Source organism: Sphingomonas sp. HDW15A, assembly GCF_011301715.1.
Lineage (GTDB): Bacteria > Pseudomonadota > Alphaproteobacteria > Sphingomonadales > Sphingomonadaceae > Sphingomicrobium.
Genome location: NZ_CP049870.1, coordinates 1,220,699 through 1,243,588 on the forward strand (window position 1 = coordinate 1,220,699; position 22,890 = coordinate 1,243,588).

A 22,890-nucleotide genomic window follows, 5' to 3' on the forward strand; every position below is an offset into this window, starting at 1 on the left:
TCCTTGGGCCATCGCCGGAACGAAGCATGGGGATGCCGGGTTCTCGGGACGAAGAGGAGAAAACTTGTGATGGTTGATCAGAACGACACACTTCCCGAAGGTACCGACCGTATCGTTCCCGGGGCCAGCACCTCGAGCGCGAATGAGGAGCAGATGATCGTGACCGAGCCCACAAATCGCGACAAGGTGATCGGCAAGGTTCGCGAAGGCGGAACCAAGCTCGCCGACACCGCCGCCGAGAAGACCCGCGGCCTCGTCGGCCAGGGCCTTGAGCGGTCCAGCGAAGCGCTTGCCAATGTCTCGAAGCTGGTCGGCGGAACGGCCGAGGGTCTCGAGGAACGCCTCGGCGCCGAATATGGCGATTATGCCCGGAAAGCCGCGAACGCGATCGAGGACGTCGCCAACAAGCTCGCCACGAAGAATCCTGACGAGTTGATCGACGACACGCGCGAATTTGTCCGCAAGAGCCCGGGTGTCGCGCTCGCCGGCGCGGCAATCGTCGGCTTCGCTCTCGCCCGACTGGTCAAGACCGGCCTGGACAGCGGAAAGTCCAAGGATCGTTCCGACGCCTGACCGCCGGATAGAGGCAGGGGAGCAAATGGACGATCAGGATGAGAAGCCGATCGGCGAGACGTTCGGCCGCCTCATAGAGGATGGAAAGGCCTACGTCCGGGCAGAGGTCAATCTCGTCCGGACTAGGCTGGATATCGAGGTCGACCGGTTTCGGCCGGTCGCGATCCTCGGCGCCGCCGGGCTCCTGTTCGCCTTCGCCGCGCTTGTCGCCCTGGCGGTTACCCTCGTCCTCACCCTGGCGAGCCTGATCGGCCCGCTTGGCGGCGGATTAGCGGCGACGGCGATCTTCGCCGCTATCGCCGGGCTCCTTGCCTATCTCGCCAAGCGCAGCCTTGACAGGTCGCGCGCATGAACCGGGTGGAACGCGACATGCGGCTTGCCGGAGCGGAGGACGAAGTCTCCCGCTCGCGAGAGCAGGTGATCGACACCTTTCACGAGCTTGCCGAGCGCCTCGCGCCCAAGAAGATCGCGAAGAACGTTTGGGAAAGCGCGAAGGTCAAGGGCGCCGACATGGCCGAGGACGCGGTAGATGCCGTCAAGCGGCGCCCGGTCGCGGCCACCGGAGTGGTCGCCGCAATCACAATGTTCCTCGCACGGGAACCGATCAAGAATGGAATCGTCAGTCTCTATGACGCCATGACGTCGGAAGAGGACGAAGAGGAAAAGGAGGCGCCCACCCCGGCTCCTGCTCCGCGCCGCCCTCGCAGCCCGCGCCGACCGAAGACAATGGAGAAGAAATCATGACTACAAGGACCCGCCAGACCACGCATCAGCCGGCAACCGACACGAGCCTTCGGGCGCGGGCCGAAGAAGCTTATGACGGTGCGCGCGAGCGCGCTGTCGAAGCCTACGACCAGGCGCGTGCAGCCGCGCGCAGTGCCGGCCGGAGCGCCAGCGGGCAGGTCTCGGAGGCGCCGTTTATCGCCCTTGGCGGCGGCCTTGCACTCGGCGCGCTGATTGCTGCGCTCCTGCCCACCACGCGCCGCGAGCGGGAACTGCTCGGCCCCGTTACCGACCGCATCCGCGACACGGCGAGTGCAGCAGCCGGCGCCGCGCGCGAAGCCGGCACTGCCCGCCTTGGAGAGCTCGGGATCACCCGCGAGCGGGGCAATGACGTGTTCAAGCAGGTCGTCGACGGCGCAGCCGACGCGCTTCGCGCTTCGGCCAAAGCTGCAGCCTCGACCGTTCGCGGCGAGTAAGCCTCACTCATGAAAGCGGTTCGCAACGCAGGATTTTGCTGCTAGCGGGCCGCGCATGAGCAAGCTTCACCTCGTATTTGGCGGCCGCGTCAAGGATCCGCGCGGACTCGAGTTCACCGACCTCGAAAGCATCGACCTGGTCGGAATCTTCAATAATTATGCTGACGCGGAAGAGGCGTGGCGCGGCGCGGCGCAGCGCACGGTGGACGATGCCGAGATGAAATACGTCGTCGTCCACCTTCACCGGCTGCTCGAGCCGGATTCGCAGGACGCCTGACCCGCCAGGCCGCGGTTAGATGAACTCGACTTTGGCGATCTCGTAATAACGGTCGCCGGACGGGGTCTCGACCTCGACCTCCTCGCCCTTCTGGCGGCCGATCAATGCCCGGCCGAGCGGCGAGTTGTAGCTGATCCGTCCAACCTTCGCGTCGGCTTCCTGCTGGCCGACAAGCTGGTAGCGGACTTCCTTGTCGTCCTCGTCGAGAAGCGTAACGGTTGCGCCGAACACGACCTTGTCGCCGCTCAGCGTCGTCGGGTCGATGACCAACGCACGGCTGAGGCGATCCTCGACGTCGGCGATCTGTGCCTCGACCTGGCCCTGCCGTTCCTTGGCGGCGTGATATTCGGCGTTCTCGCTGAGGTCGCCATGAGCGCGCGCTTCCTCGATCGCATCGACGATCTGCGGCCGCTCGGCCTTGAGGCGCTTCAGGTCTTCCTCCAGCAGGCGATAGCCGTCGGCCAGCATCGGCACCTTTTCGCTCGCCATATTCACATCCCTCTGTCGTGTCGCACTTCGCGATTGTGCCCCTCCAACTTCGAAGGGACCGGTAACCCGCGTCAGTGTGTGGAAACTATCGTTCGGAGGCGGAATAATAGGACTGGAGCGAGCGGACTTCAAGCTGGTGTCCGCGAAGCGCCCCGATCGACCGCGCTGCTGCCAGGCTTGCCGCAGCCGTCGTGAAATAGGGCACTTTGGCTTTGAGCGCAGTCGCGCGGATCGAATAGCTATCCTTCAGCGACTGCCAGCCCTCGGTGGTGTTGAACACTAGTTGCACGCCGCCGTCGGTCAGCCGGTCGACGATGTGCGGGCGACCTTGGGCGACCTTGTTCACGCGCTCGACCTTCAGGCCCGCCGCTTCGAGGTGGGAAGCCGTTCCGCCAGTGGCGATGATGATGAAGCCAAGCTCCTGCATCATGCGCGCAGCGGCGAGGATATGCTCCTTGTCGCTGTCCTTGACGGAAATGAACACCGTTCCCGAATCCGGAAGCGAAATTCCCCCGCCAAGCTGGGACTTGGCGAAGGCGATATCGAAATTGCTATCGATTCCCATCACTTCGCCGGTGCTCTTCATTTCCGGTGAAAGAACCGGGTCAGTGCCCGGGAAGCGCGCGAAGGGGAAAACGCTTTCCTTTACGGCGATGTGCCCGATGTCGCGGTCGATCGTCGGAAGGTCGGCCAGTTTCTCGCCGGCCATCACCCGCGCTGCGATCTTGGCGATCGGTACACCGATCGCCTTGGCGACGAATGGTACGGTGCGGCTGGCGCGTGGATTGACCTCGATGAGGTAGACCTCCTCGTCCTTCACCGCGAACTGGATGTTCATCAGCCCCTTGACGTCGAGCGCGCGCGCCAGAGCCGTCGTCTGCCGCTCGATTTCGGCAAGCACTTTTGCCGACAGGCTGTACGGCGGGATGGAACAGGCGCTGTCGCCCGAATGGACCCCCGCCTCTTCGATGTGCTGCAGGATTCCGCAGACCGTGACGTCCGTGCCGTCGCCGATCGCATCGACATCGACCTCGATGGCGTCACGAAGGTAGCGATCGATTAGCACCGGCGAGCTTCCGGACACCTGGACCGCGGTGGCAATGTAATTCTCCAGCTGGGCCGGTCCGTCGACGACCTCCATCGCGCGGCCCCCAAGCACGTAGCTTGGTCTCAGGAGCACTGGGTAGCCGATCCGTTCGGCGACCATCAGCGCTTCGTCGCGGCTCCTCGCTATTCCGTTAGCGGGTTGCTTTAGGCCGAGGCGGTCGACCAGCTTGGCGAAGCGCTCGCGGTCTTCGGCGAGGTCGATGCTGTCAGGTGAGGTACCGAGGATCGGGATGCCGTTCTTCTGCAGCGCCGCGGCAAGCTTCAGCGGAGTCTGCCCGCCGAGCTGAACGATCACGCCGACAAGCTCGCCTTTTGCGGCTTCGCGAGTGACGATCTCGAGCACATCCTCTTCCGTCAGCGGTTCGAAATAGAGCCGGTCGGAGGTGTCCGGATCGGTTGAAACCGTCTCCGGATTGCAATTGACCATGATCGTCTCGAACCCGGCGTCCTTGAGCGCGAACGCCGCGTGGCAGCAGCAATAGTCGAACTCGATCCCCTGGCCGATCCGGTTCGGGCCGCCGCCGAGAATGACGACCTTGCGCCGGTCGGAAATGCCGGCCTCGTCCTCTGCCTCGCCGAAGGTCGGCGCTTCGTAGGTCGAGTAAAGATAGGGCGTCGCCGCGTCGAATTCCGCGGCGCAGCTGTCGATCCGCTTGAAAACGGGGTGAACGCCAAGTTTCAGGCGCGTGGCACGCACCTCGTCAGCGGTTACCCCGCCGGTCATCGCCCGAAGCACATCGTGGACGAGGCCGGAGCCGTAAGCGGCGGCTTCCGACTTTTCGCGCTCGACATTGGCGGAGCGGAGCGAAAGCTGGGCCAGCCGCGCGTCGGAAAAGCCCATCGCTTTCAACCGCCGCAACCCCTCCGCGTCGGCCGGAAGGCCCTCGGCTCGCAATTGCTCTTCGGCTGCGACGATCTCTGCCAGCCTTTCGAGGAACCACGGATCGAAGCCAGCGAGCTCATGGATCCGCTGCACGGTGAAGCCCTGGCGAAGTGCTTCGGCCGCAACCAGCAGCCGGTCGGGAGTCGCTCGGCCCAATGCATTTTCGATCTCGGATGGATCGACATCCTCCAGCTCGCGCACGCGATCGAGGCCGCACAGCCCGACCTCCAGTCCGCGAAGCGCTTTCTGAAGGCTCTCGGCAAACGAGCGGCCGATGGCCATCACCTCGCCGACCGACTTCATCGCCGTCGACAGGGTCGCCTCGGCACCCTTGAACTTCTCGAACGCGAAGCGTGGGATCTTGGTGACGACATAGTCGATTGTCGGCTCGAAGCTCGCCGGGGTCGCGCCGCCGGTGATGTCGTTGGCGATCTCGTCGAGCGTGTAGCCCACCGCCAGTTTGGCGGCGACCTTGGCGATCGGAAATCCGGTCGCCTTTGATGCCAGCGCCGAGGAGCGCGACACACGCGGGTTCATCTCGATCACGATCATCCGCCCGTCTTTCGGGTTGACCGCGAACTGGACGTTGGAGCCGCCGGTTTCCACGCCGATCTCGCGCAATACGGCGATGCTCGCCGAACGCATCCTTTGATATTCCTTGTCGGTCAGCGTCAGCGCCGGCGCGACCGTGATGCTGTCGCCGGTGTGGACGCCCATCGGATCGACATTCTCGATGGAGCAGATGATGATGGCATTGTCGGCGCGGTCGCGCACGACTTCCATCTCATATTCCTTCCAACCGAGCAGGCTTTCCTCGATCAGCACCTCGGTTGTCGGGCTGGCGTCGAGGCCAGATGCGACAATGGCGACGAATTCCTCGCGGTTGTAGGCGACCCCGCCGCCCGTGCCGCCGAGCGTGAACGACGGGCGGATGATCGCCGGCAGGCCCGTCATCTCCAGCACCTTCAGCGCGTCTTGCAGGCTGTGCGCGATTCCGCTCCTCGCCGATTCCAGTCCGATGCGGTCCATCGCCTCGCGGAATTTCTGCCGGTCCTCGGCCTTGTCGATCGCCTCGGCCTGGGCGCCGATCAGCTTGACGCCATGCTTTTCGAGTACGCCTGTGCGGTTGAGCGTCAGCGCGGTGTTCAGCGCGGTCTGCCCGCCCATCGTCGGAAGCAGCGCGTCGGGCTTTTCCGCCTCGATGATCCGCTCCACGATTTCCGGCGTAATCGGCTCGATATAGGTCGCGTCCGCAAGTTCCGGATCGGTCATGATCGTCGCCGGGTTCGAATTGACAACGATGACCCGATAGCCTTCCTCTTTCAGGGCTTTGAGCGCCTGGCTTCCGGAATAGTCGAACTCCGCCGCCTGGCCGATGACGATAGGGCCCGCGCCGATGACGAGGATGGAATGAATGTCGGTACGGCGGGGCATTAGCTCTGTCGCTCTCCAGATCGGCCGCGGTTGCCGATGAAATGGGGTTGAAGTTCGGTCGCGTAGACGATCCGGATGATGCACTTGAACGCCGCCAGGCCCGGCTTGTTCTGGCGTTGTTGCTCGACGGCCCAGTCGACCATCTGGTTGCGATATTCCAGCCATTGGCCGTCGATGACGTTGAACGCCTCGCCAGGTCGATAGCCGCAGTAGAGTTCCAGCTTGCGGGCATATTTCGTCATGTCGGAGCCCGGCGTGTAGCGCGGGAAGATATCCATTTCGTCGTTTGCCGCGAGTTCCTTCAGGTAGCGCTGCTTGCGGCGGGCGGCGTCCTCCATGACGGAATATCGGGCGAGAGCTCTTACTTGTTCCGGGTCGGCCATCTCGAAGCGATAGCGACTGTCGAGCAGCAAGGCGGCAAGCGCTTTCTTGTCGAGCGTGGCGAACTTGGAGTCGCTGATTGTCAGGACGAAGATCGGGACCTCGTTCTCCTCCAGGGCCTCTCTTATTTCCTTGTCGGTGATTCCGAATTCCCGCAACTTTCGTCGCAGTTCGGGGAGCTGCACATCGGGCGAGTTGGCGAATTCGCGCTCGTCCTGTGCTTGAAGCTCCTCGTCGCTCTCGACCCGCCGGGGCCGGTCCGAGGCGTACCCGCCGCACGACGCAAGGACCGGTGCGATCGCCATGGTCGCCGCCAGCGCACTCCTCACCGCCTCATTCCCGTAATCCGGTCGGACAGATAGATGATATCGCGTGAACCGGGGGTCACCCGTGGAAGATCCTGAACGCGGAATTCCAGATCCCGGCGCGCCATCAGCCAACCTTCGCCGGGTAGAGGGACTTGATGTCGAGTTTCGGTACCTCGGGCGCCCTGGCGCTGCAAGATTTCTCCGCCGCCTTGACCACCTTCTTGAGCAGGTTCGAAACCTCGCCGCGTGCCGCGGAGCCAGGCCTGTTGCCGGTCTGCGCCTCCTGGAAGGCCACGGCCTCGCAATTGCGGAAGCCGGCGATCACCCGGGTCCATTCCTTGGCGTGCTCGACGCTGACGACGAGATCGCCCGAATGGAAGCCCGCTTCGCAAGCATCGGGTGTACAAGGTTCATTTCCTTGCGAAATCAGCTTCGACACGAACCATTGCCCGGGCGGCAAAGCGAACATGTCATCCGGGCGCGAAACGTTCGCTTCGCTGGCTTTCACCTTGACGATTTCCTGGGCGCCCGCAGCGGCCGAACCGAGCACCAACGCGGCGGTTGCGATGATCTGAATACGCATGGTCAGGCATCCTCTTTCATCTGGGCCACGAACCGCTCGAACAGGTAGAAGCTGTCCTGCGGGCCCGGGCTGGCCTCCGGATGATATTGGACACTGAATGCAGGGCGGTCAGTCAGTTCAATCCCGCAATTCGAGCCGTCGAACAGGCTGACATGCGTTTCCCTGACGTTGCTGGGCAGGCCTTCGCGCTCGACCGCGAAGCCATGATTCATGCTGGTGACTTCAACCCGCCCGTCGTCGAGCCGCTTCACGGGATGGTTGGCGCCGCGGTGCCCCTGAAACATCTTCGACGTCTTGCCGCCTACGGCCAGCGCGAGAAGCTGGTGACCAAGGCAAATGCCGAACAAAGGCTTGCCGGTCTCCAGCATCTGGCGGATCACCGGTATGGCATATTCGCCGGTCGCCGCCGGATCGCCCGGCCCGTTCGACAGGAAAAAGCCGTCAGGCTTCTGCGCCATCACCTCGTCGAAACTGGCCCCTGCCGGAAGCACCGTTACCCGCGCCCCTGCCTCGACCAGGTTGCGGAAGATGTTGCGCTTGGAGCCATAGTCGATCGCCACGACGTGCGGCCGGTCGGGCTCGGTTCCGCCCATGCGATAACCCTGCCCCAGCTCCCACTTCCCGCCACTCCATGCTTCCAGCTGTTCGCGGCTGACTTGCTTGGCCAGGTCCATGCCCTCCAGGCCCGGCCAGTCGGCGGCCGCCTTATGCAGCGCATCGAGGTCGAACGCGCCGCTCGCATCATGGGCGATGGCGATGGTTGGGGGCCCCTCGCGGCGAACGAGCCGGGTCAGCGCCCGCGTATCGACACCGGAAATGCCGATACGCCCGGTTGCCGCCATCCAGCTCGGAAAGTCTTGACCCGCACGGAAGTTGGACGGGCTGGTCACGGCCTCCCGGACGATGCAGCCGAGCGCATGCGCCTCGCCCGCTTCGACATCCTCCTCATTGGCTCCGACGTTGCCGATATGGGGGAAGGTGAACGCGATGACCTGGCTCGCGTAGGAGGGGTCGGTCATCACTTCCTGGTATCCGGTCATGGCGGTGTTGAAGCACAGCTCGCCGACCGCCTGTCCTTCGCTTCCGAATCCCTCGCCCCAGATTGTCCGGCCGTCTGCAAAAACGATCACGCCGGTCGCTCCATCGGGGCGCGCAAGCGAGACTCGAGGATCGGCCAAGGCAGAGGCTCCTTCGGGGTAGTTGCAGCAATGTCGCTAAGCCATGGCCGCTAGGCGCGTTTCGGGGTCGCGTCAACGCTGTGAAAGGCGGCAATTCCCCGCTAGGACTGGCGTTTTCCGACGAGGCGTGACGAACCCGAGATGATTCGCGACGATATCAAGACCGCGCTGGTGAGCGCGATGAAGGGCGGCGACAAGGAGTCGACCGCGACGATCCGGCTGATCCAGTCGGCGATTAAGAACCGCGACATCGAGCTTCGCACTGCGTCGACGACTCTCGACGACGACGCCCTGGTCACCGAAGTCCTGCAGAAGATGATCAAGCAGCGGCGCGAATCCGTGGAGCTTTATCGCAAGGGCAACCGCGAAGAGCTAGCGGCCAAGGAAGAAGCCGAGATCGCGGTCATCGAGCGCTTCCTTCCCGCCCAGCTTTCCGAGGAGGACGCCAGGGCCGCGATCCAGTCGATCATCGCCGAAATCGGCGCTGCATCGATGAAGGACATGGGCCGGGTTATGGGCGAGGTGAAATCACGCCTTGGCACCCAGATCGAACCCGCCCGCGCCAGCGCGCTGGTCAAGGCGGCGCTTTCCGCGTGACCCTGTCGCCAGCATGGCTGGACGAATTGCGCGCACGGACGACCCTCAGCGCGGTCATCGGCCCGTCGGTAAAGCTGATCAAGGCCGGGCGCGAGTTCAAGGCCTGCTGCCCTTTTCATAACGAGAAGACGCCAAGCTTCACGATCAACGACGAAAAGGGCTTCTACCATTGCTTCGGCTGCGGCGCGCATGGCGACGCGATCCGCTTCCTCACCGACCAGCGTGGCATGCCATTCATGGATGCGGTGAAGGAACTCGCGGCCAAGGCCGGGATGGACGTCCCCGCCCCCGATCCCCGCGCCGCTGAACGCGCCGAACGCTCCGCCGGGCTTTATGAAGTCATGGACCGGGCGAACCGCTGGTTCATCGAGCAACTGGATGGGGTCGATGGCGCGGCCGCCCGCGCCTACCTCAAGGAACGCGGGATCAGCGATTCCACCCGCAAGAAATTCGGCTTCGGCTTCGCTCCGGATTCGCGTGGCAAGCTCAAGGCCGCCTTGGCCGACTTCGGCGCCGACAAGCTGGTCGAGGCTGGCCTACTGATCGCGCCCGACGACGGTAAGCAGCCATACGACCGCTTTCGCGGCCGCCTGACCTATCCTATCCGCGACGTTCGCGGGCGGGTGATCGCGTTCAGTGCCCGCATCCTCGGCGCTGGCGAGCCGAAATATCTCAATTCGCCGGACACGCCCTTGTTCGACAAGGGCCGGACCCTGTTCAACCTCGACCTGGCCGGACCCGCCAGCCGCGCGGCTAAGCGAATCCTGATCGTGGAAGGGCAGATGGACGTCATCGCCCTGGACCAGGCCGGGATCGGCGAAGTCGTCGCACCGCTCGGCACTGCCCTGACCGAGCAGCAGCTCGAAAAGCTGTGGCGGCTAGAACCCGCCCCGATCTGCTGTTTCGACGGCGATAACGCGGGCCAGAAGGCCGCGATACGCGCGGCCTTGCGCGCCCTCCCCCACCTCGGTCCGGAACGCACCTTGCGCTTCGTCACGCTTCCCGCAGGCAAGGATCCCGACGACCTCATCAAGGCCGGCGGACGTGCCGCGATGGAAGCCCTACTCGAATTGCCCGAGCCATTGGTCGACCGGCTGTGGCGTCACGAGGTCGATTCGGCTGCGCTCGACACGCCCGAAGCGCGCGCCGGACTCAAGCAGCGGCTGATGACCCACGTCCAGGCGATCGCCGAACCGAACCTCCGCCAGCTTTATCGCGACGAATTCCTGCGCCGTTTCGACGCGCTCGTGCGTCCGCAGGCCAGCACGCAGCGGCCGTTCCCGCAGCGCCGCGAATGGAATGCCAAGGCCGGCCGCTATCTTCCTCCTGCACCGCCCGCCAGTCAGGCCGCCAGGGCCATCGGCGCCGGCGGAATCGACCGTTCGACCGCCCGCGCGCTGGTCCTCGGCCACGCCCTCTATCCGCAGGCGATCGGCGATCATGTCGAGCATTTCGCGGCCCTGGCGCTCGACGATGCCGCCGCCCTGCGCCTTCGCGACCGAATGATCGACCTCGCCATCGGCGATGCAGCGCTTGATCGGGATCAACTTCTTCCCATATTGGCGGTCGGCGAGACGGCGGCCGCCTGGGCTGACGTTTCGAAGACTGGCGACATCGGCTTCAGCTTCACCCGCGCAAGGACCGATCCGGATCTGGCCCGGCGCGATCTGGCGCTGGCGGTCGAGGCGCTGGTTGCAAGGAACGAGATTGATAAGGCGCTGGCCGCGGCGACCCGCCGGCTGGAGCAGGAATTCACCGAATCCGCCTTTGCCGAGCAGCAGCGGCTGCTCAGCGCGAGGGCGCAAGTCAACGACAGGCTGGCGTCTCTCGCCGGCAATGAGTAAGCGGCGCGAAAGTAGAATCTGGGCATATGGCGAAAAACGACACTCCCGAGACCGAAACCGACACTGGCGATGCGCCGCTGATCGACCTCAACGATGCGTCGGTCAAAAAGCTGATCGCGCGCGCGAAGAAGAAGGGCGTCATCACGGTCGACGAGCTCAATGCCGCGCTTCCGCAAGACCAGATGTCGTCCGAGCAGATCGAGGACATCATGTCCGCGATCAACGAGATGGGCGTGCAGATCGTCGAGAATGACGACAGCGACGACGAGGACAAGGAGCCGGAGGCCGAGGACGAGGTCGATCCAATCGACGAGGGCGGATCGCCGCGCCCCGCAGTCGCGACCAAGAAGGAAGCGGTCGATCGCACCGACGATCCCGTCCGCATGTACCTTCGCGAGATGGGCGCCGTTGAGCTGCTTTCCCGTGAGGGCGAAATCGCCATCGCAAAGCGCATCGAGGCCGGCCGCGACACGATGATCTGGGGCCTTTGCGAAAGCCCGATCACCTTCAACGCCATCATCGAATGGTCGAACAACCTCAACGAAGGCACGATGCAGCTGCGCGAGATCCTCGATCTTGAAGCCATGCTGTCGAAGGGGCCGACCGCGGAGCAGATCACCGCCGACGAAGAAGGCGAAGGCGAGGAAGGCGAGATCAGCGAGAAGACCGCCGGCCCGACCATCAAGGAAGAGGACGACATCGAGGAGGAGCAATCCGCCGACGATGAAGAGGACGAGCTCACCGAGCGCCGCGCCAAGCCCGCCGCCGAAGAGGAGGATGAGGACAACACCCTCTCCCTCGCGCAAATGGAAGAGACCCTCAAGCCGATGGCGCTTGAGAAGTTCGCCGGCATCACCGCGCTGTTCAAGAAGTTCTCCAAGCTCCAGCAGGCCCGGCTTGAGGCGCTCGGTGCCGGAACCGAATTCCCGGCCGCGGACGAGAAGAAGTACCAGAAGCTGTCCGAACAGCTCACCGCCGAGGTTGAGAGCGTCCAGTTCCACGCGGCGAAGATCGAGTATCTCGTCGACCAGCTCTACAGCTACAACCGCCGCCTGACCGCGCTCGGCGGCCAGATGCTGCGCCTTGCCGAGCGGCACCGCGTATCGCGCAAGGCCTTCCTCGACAGCTACATGGGCAGCGAGCTCGACGACCAGTGGCTCAAGCGCGCCGCCAAGATCGACAAGAAGTTCGCCGCCTTCGCCTCTGCCGAGGCCGACAGCGTCGAGCGTATCCGCACCGAGATCGCCGAGATCGCCAACGCGGTGGGGACCTCGCTTCCGGAGTTCCGGCGAATCGTCAATCAGGTCCAGAAGGGCGAGCGCGAGGCCCGTATCGCCAAGAAGGAAATGGTCGAGGCCAACCTTCGCCTCGTCATTTCCATCGCCAAGAAATACACCAACCGCGGCCTGCAGTTCCTGGACCTCATCCAGGAAGGCAACATCGGCCTGATGAAGGCGGTCGACAAGTTCGAGTACCGCCGCGGCTATAAGTTCTCAACCTACGCGACCTGGTGGATCCGGCAGGCGATTACCCGCTCCATCGCGGACCAGGCGCGCACCATTCGTATCCCGGTGCACATGATCGAGACGATCAACAAGCTGGTCCGCACTGGTCGCCAGTTCCTCCACGAGTTCGGCCGCGAAGCCACGCCTGAGGACCTCGCCGAGCGCCTCGGAATGCCGCTCGAGAAGGTCCGCAAGGTGATGAAGATCGCCAAGGAGCCGATCAGCCTCGAGACCCCGATCGGCGACGAGGAAGACAGCCACCTCGGCGACTTCATCGAGGACAAGAACGCCGTCATCCCGGTCGACGCCGCGATCCAGGCAAACCTCAAGGAAACCGTCACCCGGGTGCTCGCCTCACTCACCCCGCGTGAGGAGCGCGTGCTGCGCATGCGTTTCGGCATCGGCATGAACACCGATCACACCCTCGAGGAAGTCGGTCAGCAGTTCAGCGTCACCCGCGAGCGTATTCGCCAGATCGAGGCGAAGGCTTTGCGTAAGCTCAAGCATCCCTCCCGCTCGCGGAAGATGCGGAGCTTCCTTGACCAGTAAACGCCCTTGGCGACTTTCGAGCGATCTTACCAGCCGCCCGCAAAACCCGTGTAATACCCGATAGGCGCGCCGCGCTGCATGTGATGGGGTTCCCGCGATGAAGGGAACCGCCCATGAACGTCGCGAAGCACAAGCCATTCCTCGAAGCTGAAGCCGAGGCCTCCGGCAAAAAGCACAAAAAAGCGAAGCCCGAAAAGCTCTCGCGCAAGGATTACGAGAAGGAACTCGCCAAGCTCCAGGTCGAGCTATGCTACCTTCAGGATTGGGTCCGCGCGACCGGAGCCCGTGTGATCATCGTCTGCGAAGGTCGCGACACTGCCGGGAAAGGCGGCCTCATCCGCCGCCTGGTCGAGCGGGTCAGCCCCCGCACCTTCCGCGTCGTCGCGCTCAGTGCACCGCCCCAGGGCGAACGCAAGAAGCTCTTCATGCAGCGCTACGTCGAGCAGTTTCCGGTCGAAGGCGAAGTCGTGATCTTCGACCGCAGCTGGTACAACCGCGCGGGCGTCGAGCGGGTGATGGGCTTCACCGACAAGAAGATCGTCGAGGAATTCCTCGAGAACGTCCCGCAGTTCGAGCGCTGGCTGGTCGAACAGGGCGTTATCCTCATCAAGCTTTGGCTCGAGGTCGGGATGGAAGAGCAGGACCGCCGCTTTAAGGCACGGATCGAAGACCCGCTTCGCCAGTGGAAGCTGAGCCCGATGGACCTCAAGTCCTATGCCCGATGGTATGATTACTCGCGCGCCCGCGATGCGATGTTCAAGGCGACCAGCGAGAAGCTGACCCCCTGGTACGTGCTTCGCAGCGATGACAAGAAGCGCGCTCGCCTCAACGGCATCAAGCACATTCTCTCGCTCATCCCCTACAAGAAGATCAAGCGCGACAAGGTGAAGCTGCCTCCGCGCTCCAACAAGGGCCATTACAAGGACGACCTTGACCTCAGCCAGGTCAGGCTCGTTCCGGAGGCCTACTGATCGCCGCCGCTCCGCCTACCAGCTGGGTGGACTGGCTGCCCGGCCTGAAGGCGCTTCGCAGCTACCAGCCCGGCTGGCTTCGCGATGACGTCGTCGCCGGAATCGTCCTTTCGACGATGCTGGTCCCCGTTGGCATTGCTTATGCGGTGGCGTCGGGCGTTCCGGCCATCTACGGCCTCTATGCGACCATTGTCCCGCTGCTGGTCTACGCGCTGCTGGGGCCGAGCAGGATCCTCGTCCTCGGCCCAGATTCCTCGCTCGCCCCGATCATCCTTGGGGTCGTCCTTCCGCTTGCAGGTACCGATCCGATGCGGGCGATCGCGGTCGCCAGCGCGATGGCGGTCGTGTCGGGGATCGTCTGCATCGCCGCCGGGCTCGGCCGCCTCGGCTTCGTAACCGAGCTGCTCTCCAAGCCGATCCGCTACGGCTACATGAACGGCATCGCGCTTGCCGTCCTCATCAGCCAGCTGCCCAAGATGTTCGGCTTCTCCATCGAGAGCACCGGCCCGCTGCGCGACCTGTGGAGCATCGGGAAGGGAATGTTCGGCGGCCTCGCCAACTGGACTGCCGCCGCGCTCGGCGCCGCGACCCTCGTGGTCATCCTCTCGCTCAAAGGCAACAAGCGCATCCCCGGCGTCCTGATCGCCGTCGTCGGAGCCACCGTTGCCGCCGGCTTGCTGCGTCTGTCGGAGGCCGGAGTGAAAGTGCTCGGCCCGGTGCCGGAGGGCCTTCCCACCTTCACCATCCCGTGGATCCAGCCCGGAGACCTCGTCCCCATCCTCATCGGCGGCTTCGCGGTCGCGATCGTCTCGTTCGCCGACACCAGCGTCCTCTCCCGCACCTATGCCGCCCGGACCAACACCCGGGTCGATCCCAACCAGGAGATGGTCGGTCTGGGCGCCGCCAACCTCGCCGCCGGCCTGTTCCAGGGTTTCGCCATCAGCAGCAGCTCGTCGCGCACCCCGGTTGCCGAGGCCGCCGGAGCCAAGACCCAGCTGACCGGAGTCGTCGGCGCGCTCGTCGTCGCTTTGGTCATCGTCGCCGCGCCGATGCTGTTCCGCAACCTCCCCTATGCCGCGCTTGCCGCAGTGGTCATCGCCGCCGCCATCGGCCTGTTCGAGTTCAAGGACCTTGGCCGCATCTACCGCATCCAGCGTTGGGAGTTCTGGCTGTCGATCCTGTGCACCGCTGGCGTCGCAATCTTCGGCGCCATTCCCGGCATCGGCATCGCCATCGTCTTCGCCGTTATCGAGTTCCTGTGGGACGGCTGGCGCCCGCACTGGGCGGTGCTCGGCGATCCCGACGGGGTCGACGGCTATCACGACGTCGCCCGCTATCCCGATGCGAAGCGCATCCCCGGCCTGCTCCTGCTGCGCTGGGACGCGCCCCTGTTCTTCGCCAATGCGGAGCTATTCAACGACATCGTGCTCCGCGCCGTGGATGAATCGCCCGCCCCGGTCCGCCGCGTCGTCGTCGCTGCCGAGCCGATAACCAGCATCGACGTTACCGCCGCCGACGCCCTCGTGGATCTCGTCCGGAAGCTCGACGCCCGCGGGATCGTACTCCACGTTGCCGAGCTCAAGGATCCGGTGAAGGACAAGCTCAAGCGGTTCGAGCTGTTCGACAGCTTCGGCGAGGAGCATTTCCACCCGACCGTCGAGGCCGCGGTGCGAACCTACCTGGCGGAGGCAAAGGCCTAAGCCGCGAACCCCCAACGACGAAACAGGACCCTGATGCACGAATTTCTCGAAAGCCCCGCGGATGTCCTCGCCGTGAAGCTCAGCGGAACCATCACCGGCGAAGACCTCGACTTGATCATGGACCGGACCGAGGCCATCCTCGCGGCCCACCGGACCATCCACGTCTATGTCGAGACCCACGGACTCGACGGCATCCAGCTTAGCGCCCTGCCCCATTACATGGGCCGCGCCATGCCCCTGTTCGGAAAGCGCGGCCGCTTCCGCCGCGTCGCCGTGGTCGCCGAGCAGCGCTGGGTCCGCGCGTCGAGTCGGCTGGAAAGCGCCCTTCTCCCGGGGATCACCTACCTCGTAGTCGGCCCCGACCGGCGCGAGGAAGCGCTTGCCTGGGCGCTGAAGGGCGAGGAACCGCTGCCCTAGGGACGCGCTATCCGCTTGTGACCTTCCTTAACTTGCATTAACATCTGTGCCGCTCGGATTGAGTCGCCCCAAGGCGCTCAGGCGAGCTTTTTTGTGCCGCCCGCTTCGATCGCCCCGGACGACCCTCAACGGAAAGGGACGTCATATGTCTTGCGATGGATTCACCGTGAAAACCTTGGACGGCCGGGAAATCTGCGTGCCCATTTACCGCGAGGTCGACATTTGGAGAAAGCCCGATCCCAGACGGGCCATCTTCGACGACATCCGCACCCTGGCCACCATCAATGAGGGCATCAGGACGATTGCCGACGAACGTATCCGCAAGGCGATGTTCGAAGCCGTCCAGGGCGCGGCCAAGCTGGTCGAGCTGCCCGAGGGCGTGAAGCTCGGCGACGAGCTGTTGAAAAGCGAGAAGGCCTTCATGGCCGCGAAGTAAGCTTCAGTGTCAGCGTGTCAGGGGGCCGCGAAAGCGGCCCCCCGTTCTTGCGTTCATACCGGCGGCAGGACGGTGACCTTGGCCGACTTCGCGCCGCAGCGGGGCATTTCAGGCGCCGTAATCCCTGATGTTTTTCGCGATCTTGGCGTCCATGGCGTCGTCGGCGTCGGCGACGCTGGGCATCCCCGCGTCGGTCCTTTTCTTCGCCGCCAGACGAAATTTTTCGGCCTGCTCGGCCGGGGTGAGCGATTTTCTCTTGGGCATGGCGGCACCCTGACAGAACAAGGCGCCGGCGCGAAGTGAATTCGCGCCGTCGATCGCCACTCGCTCCGCTCGGGCGTCGGCCGAAACTCCGCGTCTCTCGGCCTCGCTCGCCTTTGCCGTGCAAAGCCTCCCCTAGTCTGGGCGCTTCGTTCGCTACTGCTTCACCGTCGATGCCGGATCCACCTGGCCCTTCTTGGGCGCAGGGGCGCTCGTTCGGCTGAAAATGATCACCCTACAGCCTTTGCCTCCCGGGCCGCCGCAGCTGTAGTCGCAGGTCGTCCCGTTGATGCCCTGGGGACAGGCGACCGTGCAGCCTTTGACGCCGCCGTTCGACTGCATTTTGCCTTCGCATTTCTTGTTCACCGTGGCCTCGGAAACCTCCAGCTCCCGCGCTTCCTTGGCGGGTGCGAAGGTCGGCAGCATCATGGCCATCGTTGCGCCCAGCATGATTTTGAGTACCAGCTTCATCGGCGAGTCCCCTTTTCTGTCCCCTCCGGCGGGGAAGCCATAGCAGAAAAGGCGCCGAATTTCGTCCCGCTTCTCGTTTCACCGGCTTGGCGCGACGCTGCGCGTCTGCCGCCTTGCCCTTGGTGCTCCGGCGGCGCTAAAAGGGCATCACAGGGTTTTAAAACAGGTGAGGTGGGGTAATGGCCAGGAATGTCGGACCGGAAGATCGGGTCGTTCGCATCGTCGCCGCGATCGGGCTCGGGATACTGATCTATTTCGCGCTTGAAGGGACGGAGGCCATCGTCGCCGGGGTAATCGCCGCCTACCTGCTGCTTAGCGGCCTGTTCGCCCGCGACGTCTTCTACAAGATGCTCGATATCGACACGAGCATCCAGGAACAGTCCTACTCCACGACCGACGACCGCTCGGGCCTCTAGAGCTTTCGACTTGCCAGCATGATCGCACCGGGCGCGCAGCCGCGCGCCCGGCGGTTGCCCTCCTCGCCGTTTGTCTTTCCAGTCATGCCGTTGGTGGGAAATCCCACCATCCGACGAGTGAAATCCACCATTTGTCGGTTTCGTCTTGAAATGCTGCACCGCAATATCCAGCTGTCTCCCCTCGTTGTCACGCAATTGGCACGGCCCTTGCTTATTCCTTGGTACTGGGCCGGCGCGGTTGCCGGACCGAATGGAGCAAGAGAGCAACATGACTGCCACGACGAAACCCACGCCCCTCCCCTTGCGCAACGACACCTTGCTTGGTGTGTGCGAAGCGATCGGACAGGATTTCGGGATCAACGCCCTCTGGCTGCGGCTCGCCTTCATCGGCCCGCTGTTCTTCCAGCCCGTTCTGACGATTAGCGTCTACCTCGCCCTGGGCGCTGTTGTCGCCGCCTCGCGCTACTTCTTCCCGCGCCAGACCGTCGAAGCCGACGTCATCGACATGCCGGCCAAGCCGGTTGCCGTCGAGGCTGACGAACAGCTTCAGATCGCCGCTTAAGTTTTCCCATCAAATGCGCAGCCCGTCCTGGTTTCCAGGCGGGCTGTAGCGGCAGACCAGGACGTCCCAGCGCGCGCTGCTGGCGAGGCCGCACCCCAGGCGCGTCGTCCTCGGCCAAACCATCTGGCTGTAATGGCCGATGTCCCGCCAGTTACCGGTTGTGCTGTTGGCCGGGAAGACCCCGCGGCGGAAATGGCGTTTCTCCCCCGCCCACGACCCCACCATCGCCTCCGTGCCGAACATGCCGCGCGTTCCGAGCCACAGATTCTCGCCCTGCCCCGGCCTTTGTGCCTTGGGCGAATGCAGGAGCCGGCCGATCGCCGCCAGTTCATGGGCATACTTTTTCGCCTGCGCCGCGAGCGCCGGGTCCCAGCCTAGCGGCGGCGAGCCGTATGCCGCCCGTTCGCGGTTGTGCAGCGCCAGCCATGTCGCGGGCGTATCCGCGGCCTGGTTCCTGGCCGGTTGCAGCGCTCCCTGCGGCACCGGGCTGCAGGCGGCGGCGAGAAGCAGGAATGCAAGGTAACGCATCGGCCCGACAACGCCCGAGCGACCGATCAGTCGCGAAGCGCCTCGACATAATAAGGCAGCGCTTCCGCCAGTCCTTTCGCCACGTCATGGGTCGGGCATAGCCCAGCATCCGCTTTGCCTTGCCTATATCCGCCTGGCTGTGGCGCACGTCGCCCGCCCGGAAGTCGGCATGAATCGGCTCGCGGCCATAGTGCACCTGATGCTCGGCCAGGCCCTCACGTATGAATGCGAACAGCTGGTTCAGGCTGGTCCGCCCGCCATAGGCGACGTTGAACACCTCGCCCTGCACCGCGTCCGGTGCGAGCGCGGCCAGGATGTTCGCCTGCAACGCATTGGCGACGTAACAGAAGTCGCGGCTGGTCTCGCCATCCCCGTTGATCGTTACGGGCTCGTCCCGAAGCATGGCCGCCACCCACTTAGGGATCACCGCGGCATAGGCCCCTTCCGGGTCCTGCCTCGGACCGAAGACGTTAAAATACCGCAGCCCCGTCGCCTTGAAACCATAGCTCCGTCCATAAACGGCGGCGTAGATCTCATCGATCAGCTTGGTCGCGGCGTACGGCGACAGCGGGTTTCCGATATTCTCCTCGACCTTCGGCAGCTCTTCGTAATCGCCGTAAGTTGATGACGAGGCGGCGTAGACGAACCGGCCAACGTCAGCCTGCCGCGCCGCCTCCAGCATGTTGAGGAAGCCGGTGACGTTGGAATCATGGCTCGCAAGTGGCTCGGCGATCGAGCGCGGCACCGAGCCGAGCGCAGCCTGATGAAGCACCACATCGCATCCAGCGACGGCCTCGGCGCAGGCATCGCGATCGCAGATATCGCCCTCGATCATCCGAAAAGCGGGGCTGGACCCGGCCGCCGCGTCGACGTTGGCGCGATGCCCGGTGGCATAATTGTCGAGCCCCACCACTTCCTGGCCGGTCCCAAGCAAGGCCTCTACTAGGTTCGAGCCGATGAATCCTGCCGCGCCAGTCACCAACCAGCGGCGGGGCCGTTCGACAAGGCGTTGCGCAAGCGTTTCCGGAACCATCATGCCGCCCTCATAGGGGGCCGGCGCGTCCGCGCAATGGCCTCTCGCCACAACCGTTTCGGTTCGCTACCAATCTCGTGCGAAAAGCGAAGGAGCGACAAATTGTCCCTGCCACCGATCCTGTCGAACCTCCGCATTCCGGTTATCGCCGCGCCCCTTTTCATCATCAGCCATCCCGCGTTGGTCATCGCCCAGTGCAAGGCCGGTGTGGTCGGAAGCTTTCCGGCGCTCAACGCTCGCCCGGCTAGCCAGCTCGACGAATGGATCCACGAGATCACGGAGGCTCTCGCCGAGCATGATCGGTTAAATCCCGACCGCCCTTCCGCGCCTTTCGCGGTCAACCAGATTGTTCACGCGACTAATACGCGGTTCGAAGAGGACATGGCTATCTGCGAAAAGTGGAAGGTCCCGATCGTGATCACATCGCTTGGCGCGCGGGTCGAACTTAACGAGGCCGTCCACCGCTGGGGTGGAATCACCCTTCACGACATCATCAACGACGTTTTTGCACACAAGGCGATCGACAAGGGTGCCGATGGCCTTATCGCCGTCGCAGCAGGAGCCGGCGGCCATGCGGGCAAATGGTCGCCATTCGCACTGGTCCAGGAGATCCGGGAATGGTTCGACGGGCCGCTTATCCTGTCTGGAGCCATCGCCCGGGGGCAGTCGATCCTGGCGGCCCAAGCCATGGGGGCCGACCTTGCGTATATCGGGTCTCCATTCATTGCCACACATGAGGCGCGGGCGACCGACGACTACAAGCAGGAAATCGTCAAGTCGGGCGCGGCGGATATCGTCGCGTCGTCACTGTTTACCGGAATCCACGGCAATTATCTCAAGGGCCCGATCGCCCGTGCCGGCATGGACCCAGACAACCTTCCTGAAGCCGATCCGAGCAAGATGAATTTCGGCGGAGCGAAGGCGTGGAAGGACATTTGGGGGTCGGGCCAGGGAATCGGCGCGATCAAGGAGGTTGTGGCGGCGGGCGATCTGGTTGACCGGCTTGCGCGTGAATATGCCGAGGCCAAATCCGCTCTCTGCGGTTAGGCAATTTGCTCGAGCTTCTGGCGCCACACTTGCGGTATCGCGGTCGGCCGACGATTGCGGCGATCCACATAGACGTGCGTGAAATGCCCTTCCGCCGAGGCCGACTCAGCACCCGGCTCGAAAACTCCCAACACATATGTGACGCTGCTGCGTCCAAGGAGCTGGACTGCCAAAAGAAGCTCGACCTCGCCGGGATAGGATAAGGGCGAAAAATAACGGCAGCCGGTTTCGACGAGGAGCCCGATGGGGTCGCCACCCATGATGTCGAGAAGGCCATTTTCAACCAGCCATTGGTTCACGGCGGTGTCGAACCACGCATAATAGATCGTGTTGTTCACATGACCGTAGGCGTCGTTGTCGGCCCAGCGGAGAGTGATCCGCGAACAGTAGCGATACGACGAGCGCGGTCGCGGCCCCGGACGTTCCCTCACCATGCCGCCTCGTATAGACGGCGCGCATCGTCCTCTTCGATTACACACGGATTGTTCACCAGAAGGCGCTGCTGCTTCATCGCTTCGCGAGCCAGAAGCGGTATGTCTTCTTGGCGAATACCGTGGTCGCGAAGGCGGAGCTTGAGGCCGCTGGCGGCCGATAGTTCGTCGAGCCGTTCGATCAGACGTGCACATCGCGCCTGGCTACCCTGTCCCACGCAGCTCGGATCAACGATTCCGGCGAGCTCGGCATACTTCTCCCGTGCCGCTTCGCTGTTGTGCTGGAGGACATGGCGCAGCATCAGCGCATTGCTGAGGCCGTGCGGCAGATGATGAAGCCCGCCCAGCGGATAGGCCAGCGCGTGGACCCCAGCGACTGGGGCGTTGGCGAAGGCGAGCCCCGCGAGGTGAGCGCCAAGAAGCATCGCCGAACGGGCGTCGATGTCGTCCGGCTGTTCGCAAGCCCGAACCAGGTTGGCGGAGAGCAAAGAGAGAGCCTCCCGCGCGTAGAGGTCGCTGATCGGGTTCTTTGCCTTTGCCGAAGTATAAGCTTCGACGGCATGGACCATTGCATCGATCCCGGTCGCAGCAGTCAGCTCGCGCGGCATCCCCACTGTGAGCGCTGGATCAAGGGCCGCCCAATCCGCAGTCAGCGCAGGCGAATTCACGCCGCGTTTTTCACCGCCTTCGCAGGTGATGACGGCAACAGGCGTCGCTTCGCTTCCCGTCCCCGCAGTCGTTGGCACCAGAGCCAGCGGCAAGCGCCCGCCCGTGGCCAGTCCAACGCCCCAAATGTCGTCGAGGTCGTCGCCCGAGCCGAGCAAATACGAAGCGAGCTTCGCCACGTCCATCGGGCTTCCGCCGCCGAAACCGACGACGTGGCTCACCGCAGTATCGCGGCCAACTTCGACTGCGGCCAGAAGGGTATCTTTCGACGGATCGGACTCGACTTCCTCAAAGATGACGACGTCGCGCCCCGACTGCTGGATCCCATTCAGGCAGTCGTCTGCCAGTCCGAAGCCAAGGATGTCGGTGTCGGTAACGAACAAGCAGGGCCCTGGCGGCATCTTTGCCGCCAACCAGCTTGCGGCGCCTGCGCCTGAGAGCACCGCCGGACCTGGCTGAAATGTGAAATCGCGCATCGCGCGTCGATCTAGAGGATCAGGCGTCGCGGTTCCAGATCAGGTCGCGTTCGAGCCGACCCATGAGTGCGCGCGCAGGACTATGCGGTGCGTCCTCCGCCAGCTGGCCCTCATCGAGCCGCTTCACACGCGAATAGAGTTCCGTGGTCGATGCGATCAGCTTTCGCGCCGCTTCCGGGAGTTGGGCCACGACCTCTGGGTCGCTGTCGTTGGCGTGGCCAAGCCGGCGTTCCGGGCGCCGCCCTTCGGCGCCGTAGATCTCACCGGTCTCGATCGCCCGCTGCGTCAGCAGCCATGCGACAATGTGCATGATCCGGGTTGTTACCTTCAAAGACTCGCAGGCAAAGCCGACCCGTATGAAGGGTTCGAGCTGCTTCTGTTCGTCCCTGCCCGCGTCGTCGAAATAGGCGCGCGCCTCGTCGGCGAGTAACAGGGCCTCGGTATAGAGCGCATCGACCAGACGCGGCGTGATCCGCGACTCGGTCGGCGTCGTTTCGAATTCATCGTCCATGTCGCTCATTCTGTCATTTTCCGTTCGAGCTGGAAACGCACAACAGCGTCCGGGCGC

At 64.0% G+C, this 22,890-nt stretch carries 27 protein-coding genes; 15 read left to right on the forward strand and 12 right to left on the reverse strand.

The window, feature by feature from the left end:
- The first annotated feature begins 66 nt into the window (after positions 1–66).
- Genes G7076_RS06285 through G7076_RS06305 form a run of 5 tightly spaced genes read left to right on the forward strand, consistent with a single transcriptional unit; the run spans position 67 to position 2,049 of the window.
- Complete coding sequence (locus tag G7076_RS06285) at positions 67–573, forward strand: hypothetical protein (RefSeq protein ID WP_166201332.1); 507 nt, start codon at positions 67–69, stop codon at positions 571–573.
- A gap of 25 nt (positions 574–598) precedes the next feature.
- Positions 599–925 carry a phage holin family protein gene (locus G7076_RS06290; protein ID WP_166201333.1) on the forward strand — a complete coding sequence of 109 codons (327 nt, stop codon included), beginning with the start codon at positions 599–601 and terminating at the stop codon, positions 923–925.
- Positions 922–1,317, forward strand: coding sequence for a hypothetical protein (locus G7076_RS06295; protein ID WP_166201334.1), 396 nt, complete (start codon positions 922–924; stop codon positions 1,315–1,317). The genes G7076_RS06290 and G7076_RS06295 overlap by 4 nt, the downstream gene beginning before the upstream one ends.
- Positions 1,314–1,772 (forward strand): hypothetical protein, encoded by a 459-nt coding sequence (locus G7076_RS06300; protein ID WP_166201335.1) that lies wholly within the window; start codon positions 1,314–1,316, stop codon positions 1,770–1,772. The genes G7076_RS06295 and G7076_RS06300 overlap by 4 nt, the downstream gene beginning before the upstream one ends.
- A 55-nt stretch (positions 1,773–1,827) precedes the next feature.
- Complete coding sequence (locus G7076_RS06305; RefSeq protein WP_166201336.1) at positions 1,828–2,049, forward strand: DUF4170 domain-containing protein; 222 nt, start codon at positions 1,828–1,830, stop codon at positions 2,047–2,049.
- A 15-nt stretch (positions 2,050–2,064) separates the two neighbouring features.
- Here G7076_RS06305 and greA read toward each other — a convergent pair whose 3' ends face one another.
- The 5 genes from greA to carA form a co-directional block, all read right to left on the reverse strand.
- Positions 2,065–2,538: a transcription elongation factor GreA gene (gene greA, locus G7076_RS06310; RefSeq protein WP_166201337.1), complete on the reverse strand. Its 474-nt coding sequence runs from the start codon at positions 2,536–2,538 to the stop codon at positions 2,065–2,067.
- Between the two features lie 85 nt (positions 2,539–2,623).
- Entirely contained in the window at positions 2,624–5,962 is a 3,339-nt protein-coding gene (gene carB, locus G7076_RS06315) for a carbamoyl-phosphate synthase large subunit (RefSeq protein WP_166201338.1), read from the reverse strand.
- Positions 5,962–6,648, reverse strand: coding sequence for a hypothetical protein (locus G7076_RS06320; protein WP_166201339.1), 687 nt, complete (start codon positions 6,646–6,648; stop codon positions 5,962–5,964). The genes carB and G7076_RS06320 overlap by 1 nt, the downstream gene beginning before the upstream one ends.
- A gap of 127 nt (positions 6,649–6,775) precedes the next feature.
- The gene (locus G7076_RS06325; protein WP_166201340.1) at positions 6,776–7,234 is read right to left on the reverse strand and encodes a hypothetical protein; all 459 of its coding nucleotides are present in this window, start codon (positions 7,232–7,234) and stop codon (positions 6,776–6,778) included.
- A gap of 2 nt (positions 7,235–7,236) precedes the next feature.
- Entirely contained in the window at positions 7,237–8,412 is a 1,176-nt protein-coding gene (gene carA, locus G7076_RS06330; RefSeq protein ID WP_166201341.1) for a glutamine-hydrolyzing carbamoyl-phosphate synthase small subunit, read from the reverse strand.
- 141 nt (positions 8,413–8,553) lie between these two features.
- Between carA and G7076_RS06335 the strand changes: the two genes are divergently transcribed.
- The 7 genes from G7076_RS06335 (at position 8,554) to G7076_RS06365 (ending at position 16,431) form a co-directional block, all read left to right on the forward strand.
- A complete protein-coding gene (locus G7076_RS06335) occupies positions 8,554–9,009 on the forward strand; it encodes a GatB/YqeY domain-containing protein (RefSeq protein ID WP_166201342.1) in 456 nt (151 codons plus the stop codon).
- A complete protein-coding gene (gene dnaG / locus G7076_RS06340) occupies positions 9,006–10,853 on the forward strand; it encodes a DNA primase (RefSeq protein ID WP_166201343.1) in 1,848 nt (615 codons plus the stop codon). The genes G7076_RS06335 and dnaG overlap by 4 nt, the downstream gene beginning before the upstream one ends.
- Positions 10,854–10,879: 26 nt before the next feature.
- Positions 10,880–12,907, forward strand: a complete 2,028-nt coding sequence (rpoD, locus tag G7076_RS06345; RefSeq protein WP_166201344.1) for an RNA polymerase sigma factor RpoD — start codon at positions 10,880–10,882, stop codon at positions 12,905–12,907.
- 113 nt (positions 12,908–13,020) lie between these two features.
- Positions 13,021–13,878 carry a polyphosphate kinase 2 gene (gene ppk2 / locus G7076_RS06350; RefSeq protein ID WP_166201345.1) on the forward strand — a complete coding sequence of 286 codons (858 nt, stop codon included), beginning with the start codon at positions 13,021–13,023 and terminating at the stop codon, positions 13,876–13,878.
- Positions 13,879–13,904: 26 nt separating this feature from the next.
- Positions 13,905–15,578 (forward strand): sulfate permease, encoded by a 1,674-nt coding sequence (gene sulP, locus G7076_RS06355; protein WP_206367507.1) that lies wholly within the window; start codon positions 13,905–13,907, stop codon positions 15,576–15,578.
- A gap of 33 nt (positions 15,579–15,611) precedes the next feature.
- Positions 15,612–15,995: an STAS/SEC14 domain-containing protein gene (locus tag G7076_RS06360; RefSeq protein ID WP_166201346.1), complete on the forward strand. Its 384-nt coding sequence runs from the start codon at positions 15,612–15,614 to the stop codon at positions 15,993–15,995.
- Between the two features lie 166 nt (positions 15,996–16,161).
- Positions 16,162–16,431, forward strand: a complete 270-nt coding sequence (locus G7076_RS06365; RefSeq protein WP_166201348.1) for a hypothetical protein — start codon at positions 16,162–16,164, stop codon at positions 16,429–16,431.
- Positions 16,432–16,539: 108 nt separating this feature from the next.
- Here the strand turns inward: G7076_RS06365 and G7076_RS06370 are convergent, their stop codons facing one another.
- The gene (locus tag G7076_RS06370; RefSeq protein WP_166201350.1) at positions 16,540–16,755 is read right to left on the reverse strand and encodes a hypothetical protein; all 216 of its coding nucleotides are present in this window, start codon (positions 16,753–16,755) and stop codon (positions 16,540–16,542) included.
- Between the two features lie 93 nt (positions 16,756–16,848).
- Positions 16,849–17,163: a hypothetical protein gene (locus tag G7076_RS06375; protein WP_166201352.1), complete on the reverse strand. Its 315-nt coding sequence runs from the start codon at positions 17,161–17,163 to the stop codon at positions 16,849–16,851.
- A gap of 179 nt (positions 17,164–17,342) precedes the next feature.
- Between G7076_RS06375 and G7076_RS06380 the strand changes: the two genes are divergently transcribed.
- Positions 17,343–17,579 carry a DUF2892 domain-containing protein gene (locus tag G7076_RS06380; RefSeq protein ID WP_166201354.1) on the forward strand — a complete coding sequence of 79 codons (237 nt, stop codon included), beginning with the start codon at positions 17,343–17,345 and terminating at the stop codon, positions 17,577–17,579.
- Positions 17,580–17,847: 268 nt separating this feature from the next.
- Positions 17,848–18,141 (forward strand): PspC domain-containing protein, encoded by a 294-nt coding sequence (locus tag G7076_RS06385; protein ID WP_166201355.1) that lies wholly within the window; start codon positions 17,848–17,850, stop codon positions 18,139–18,141.
- 9 nt (positions 18,142–18,150) lie between these two features.
- Here the strand turns inward: G7076_RS06385 and G7076_RS06390 are convergent, their stop codons facing one another.
- Positions 18,151–18,564 carry a CAP domain-containing protein gene (locus G7076_RS06390; RefSeq protein WP_240913907.1) on the reverse strand — a complete coding sequence of 138 codons (414 nt, stop codon included), beginning with the start codon at positions 18,562–18,564 and terminating at the stop codon, positions 18,151–18,153.
- Positions 18,470–19,705, reverse strand: coding sequence for an SDR family oxidoreductase (locus G7076_RS06395; RefSeq protein WP_240913728.1), 1,236 nt, complete (start codon positions 19,703–19,705; stop codon positions 18,470–18,472). Before G7076_RS06395 ends, G7076_RS06390 begins: the two co-directional genes overlap by 95 nt.
- Before the next feature lie 99 nt (positions 19,706–19,804).
- Here G7076_RS06395 and G7076_RS06400 point away from each other — a divergent pair, with 99 nt between their 5' ends.
- Positions 19,805–20,749 carry a nitronate monooxygenase family protein gene (locus tag G7076_RS06400; RefSeq protein ID WP_166201359.1) on the forward strand — a complete coding sequence of 315 codons (945 nt, stop codon included), beginning with the start codon at positions 19,805–19,807 and terminating at the stop codon, positions 20,747–20,749.
- Here G7076_RS06400 and G7076_RS06405 read toward each other — a convergent pair.
- Genes G7076_RS06405 through G7076_RS06415 form a run of 3 tightly spaced genes read right to left on the reverse strand, consistent with a single transcriptional unit; the run spans position 20,746 to position 22,833 of the window.
- Complete coding sequence (locus tag G7076_RS06405) at positions 20,746–21,183, reverse strand: thioesterase family protein (protein ID WP_166201361.1); 438 nt, start codon at positions 21,181–21,183, stop codon at positions 20,746–20,748. The genes G7076_RS06400 and G7076_RS06405 overlap by 4 nt on opposite strands.
- Positions 21,177–22,322: an iron-containing alcohol dehydrogenase gene (locus tag G7076_RS06410; RefSeq protein ID WP_166201363.1), complete on the reverse strand. Its 1,146-nt coding sequence runs from the start codon at positions 22,320–22,322 to the stop codon at positions 21,177–21,179. The genes G7076_RS06405 and G7076_RS06410 overlap by 7 nt, the downstream gene beginning before the upstream one ends.
- A 19-nt stretch (positions 22,323–22,341) precedes the next feature.
- Positions 22,342–22,833 carry a DUF1465 family protein gene (locus G7076_RS06415; protein WP_240913729.1) on the reverse strand — a complete coding sequence of 164 codons (492 nt, stop codon included), beginning with the start codon at positions 22,831–22,833 and terminating at the stop codon, positions 22,342–22,344.
- Positions 22,834–22,890: the final 57 nt, after the last annotated feature.

What these genes read in the sequence shown, in the direction of transcription:
- G7076_RS06290 (WP_166201333.1), top strand. Translation starts at nt 599, where the DNA reads ATGGACGATCAGGATGAGAAGCCGATCGGCGAGACGTTCGGCCGCCTC.
- G7076_RS06295 (WP_166201334.1), top strand. Translation starts at nt 922, where the DNA reads ATGAACCGGGTGGAACGCGACATGCGGCTTGCCGGAGCGGAGGACGAA.
- G7076_RS06300 (WP_166201335.1), top strand. Translation starts at nt 1,314, where the DNA reads ATGACTACAAGGACCCGCCAGACCACGCATCAGCCGGCAACCGACACG.
- G7076_RS06305 (WP_166201336.1), top strand. Translation starts at nt 1,828, where the DNA reads ATGAGCAAGCTTCACCTCGTATTTGGCGGCCGCGTCAAGGATCCGCGC.
- greA (WP_166201337.1), bottom strand. Translation starts at nt 2,538, where the DNA reads ATGGCGAGCGAAAAGGTGCCGATGCTGGCCGACGGCTATCGCCTGCTG.
- carB (WP_166201338.1), bottom strand. Translation starts at nt 5,962, where the DNA reads ATGCCCCGCCGTACCGACATTCATTCCATCCTCGTCATCGGCGCGGGC.
- G7076_RS06320 (WP_166201339.1), bottom strand. Translation starts at nt 6,648, where the DNA reads ATGGCGATCGCACCGGTCCTTGCGTCGTGCGGCGGGTACGCCTCGGAC.
- G7076_RS06325 (WP_166201340.1), bottom strand. Translation starts at nt 7,234, where the DNA reads ATGCGTATTCAGATCATCGCAACCGCCGCGTTGGTGCTCGGTTCGGCC.
- G7076_RS06335 (WP_166201342.1), top strand. Translation starts at nt 8,554, where the DNA reads ATGATTCGCGACGATATCAAGACCGCGCTGGTGAGCGCGATGAAGGGC.
- rpoD (WP_166201344.1), top strand. Translation starts at nt 10,880, where the DNA reads ATGGCGAAAAACGACACTCCCGAGACCGAAACCGACACTGGCGATGCG.
- ppk2 (WP_166201345.1), top strand. Translation starts at nt 13,021, where the DNA reads ATGAACGTCGCGAAGCACAAGCCATTCCTCGAAGCTGAAGCCGAGGCC.
- G7076_RS06360 (WP_166201346.1), top strand. Translation starts at nt 15,612, where the DNA reads ATGCACGAATTTCTCGAAAGCCCCGCGGATGTCCTCGCCGTGAAGCTC.
- G7076_RS06375 (WP_166201352.1), bottom strand. Translation starts at nt 17,163, where the DNA reads ATGAAGCTGGTACTCAAAATCATGCTGGGCGCAACGATGGCCATGATG.
- G7076_RS06380 (WP_166201354.1), top strand. Translation starts at nt 17,343, where the DNA reads ATGGCCAGGAATGTCGGACCGGAAGATCGGGTCGTTCGCATCGTCGCC.
- G7076_RS06385 (WP_166201355.1), top strand. Translation starts at nt 17,848, where the DNA reads ATGACTGCCACGACGAAACCCACGCCCCTCCCCTTGCGCAACGACACC.
- G7076_RS06395 (WP_240913728.1), bottom strand. Translation starts at nt 19,705, where the DNA reads ATGATGGTTCCGGAAACGCTTGCGCAACGCCTTGTCGAACGGCCCCGC.
- G7076_RS06405 (WP_166201361.1), bottom strand. Translation starts at nt 21,183, where the DNA reads ATGGTGAGGGAACGTCCGGGGCCGCGACCGCGCTCGTCGTATCGCTAC.
- G7076_RS06410 (WP_166201363.1), bottom strand. Translation starts at nt 22,322, where the DNA reads ATGCGCGATTTCACATTTCAGCCAGGTCCGGCGGTGCTCTCAGGCGCA.
- G7076_RS06415 (WP_240913729.1), bottom strand. Translation starts at nt 22,833, where the DNA reads ATGGACGATGAATTCGAAACGACGCCGACCGAGTCGCGGATCACGCCG.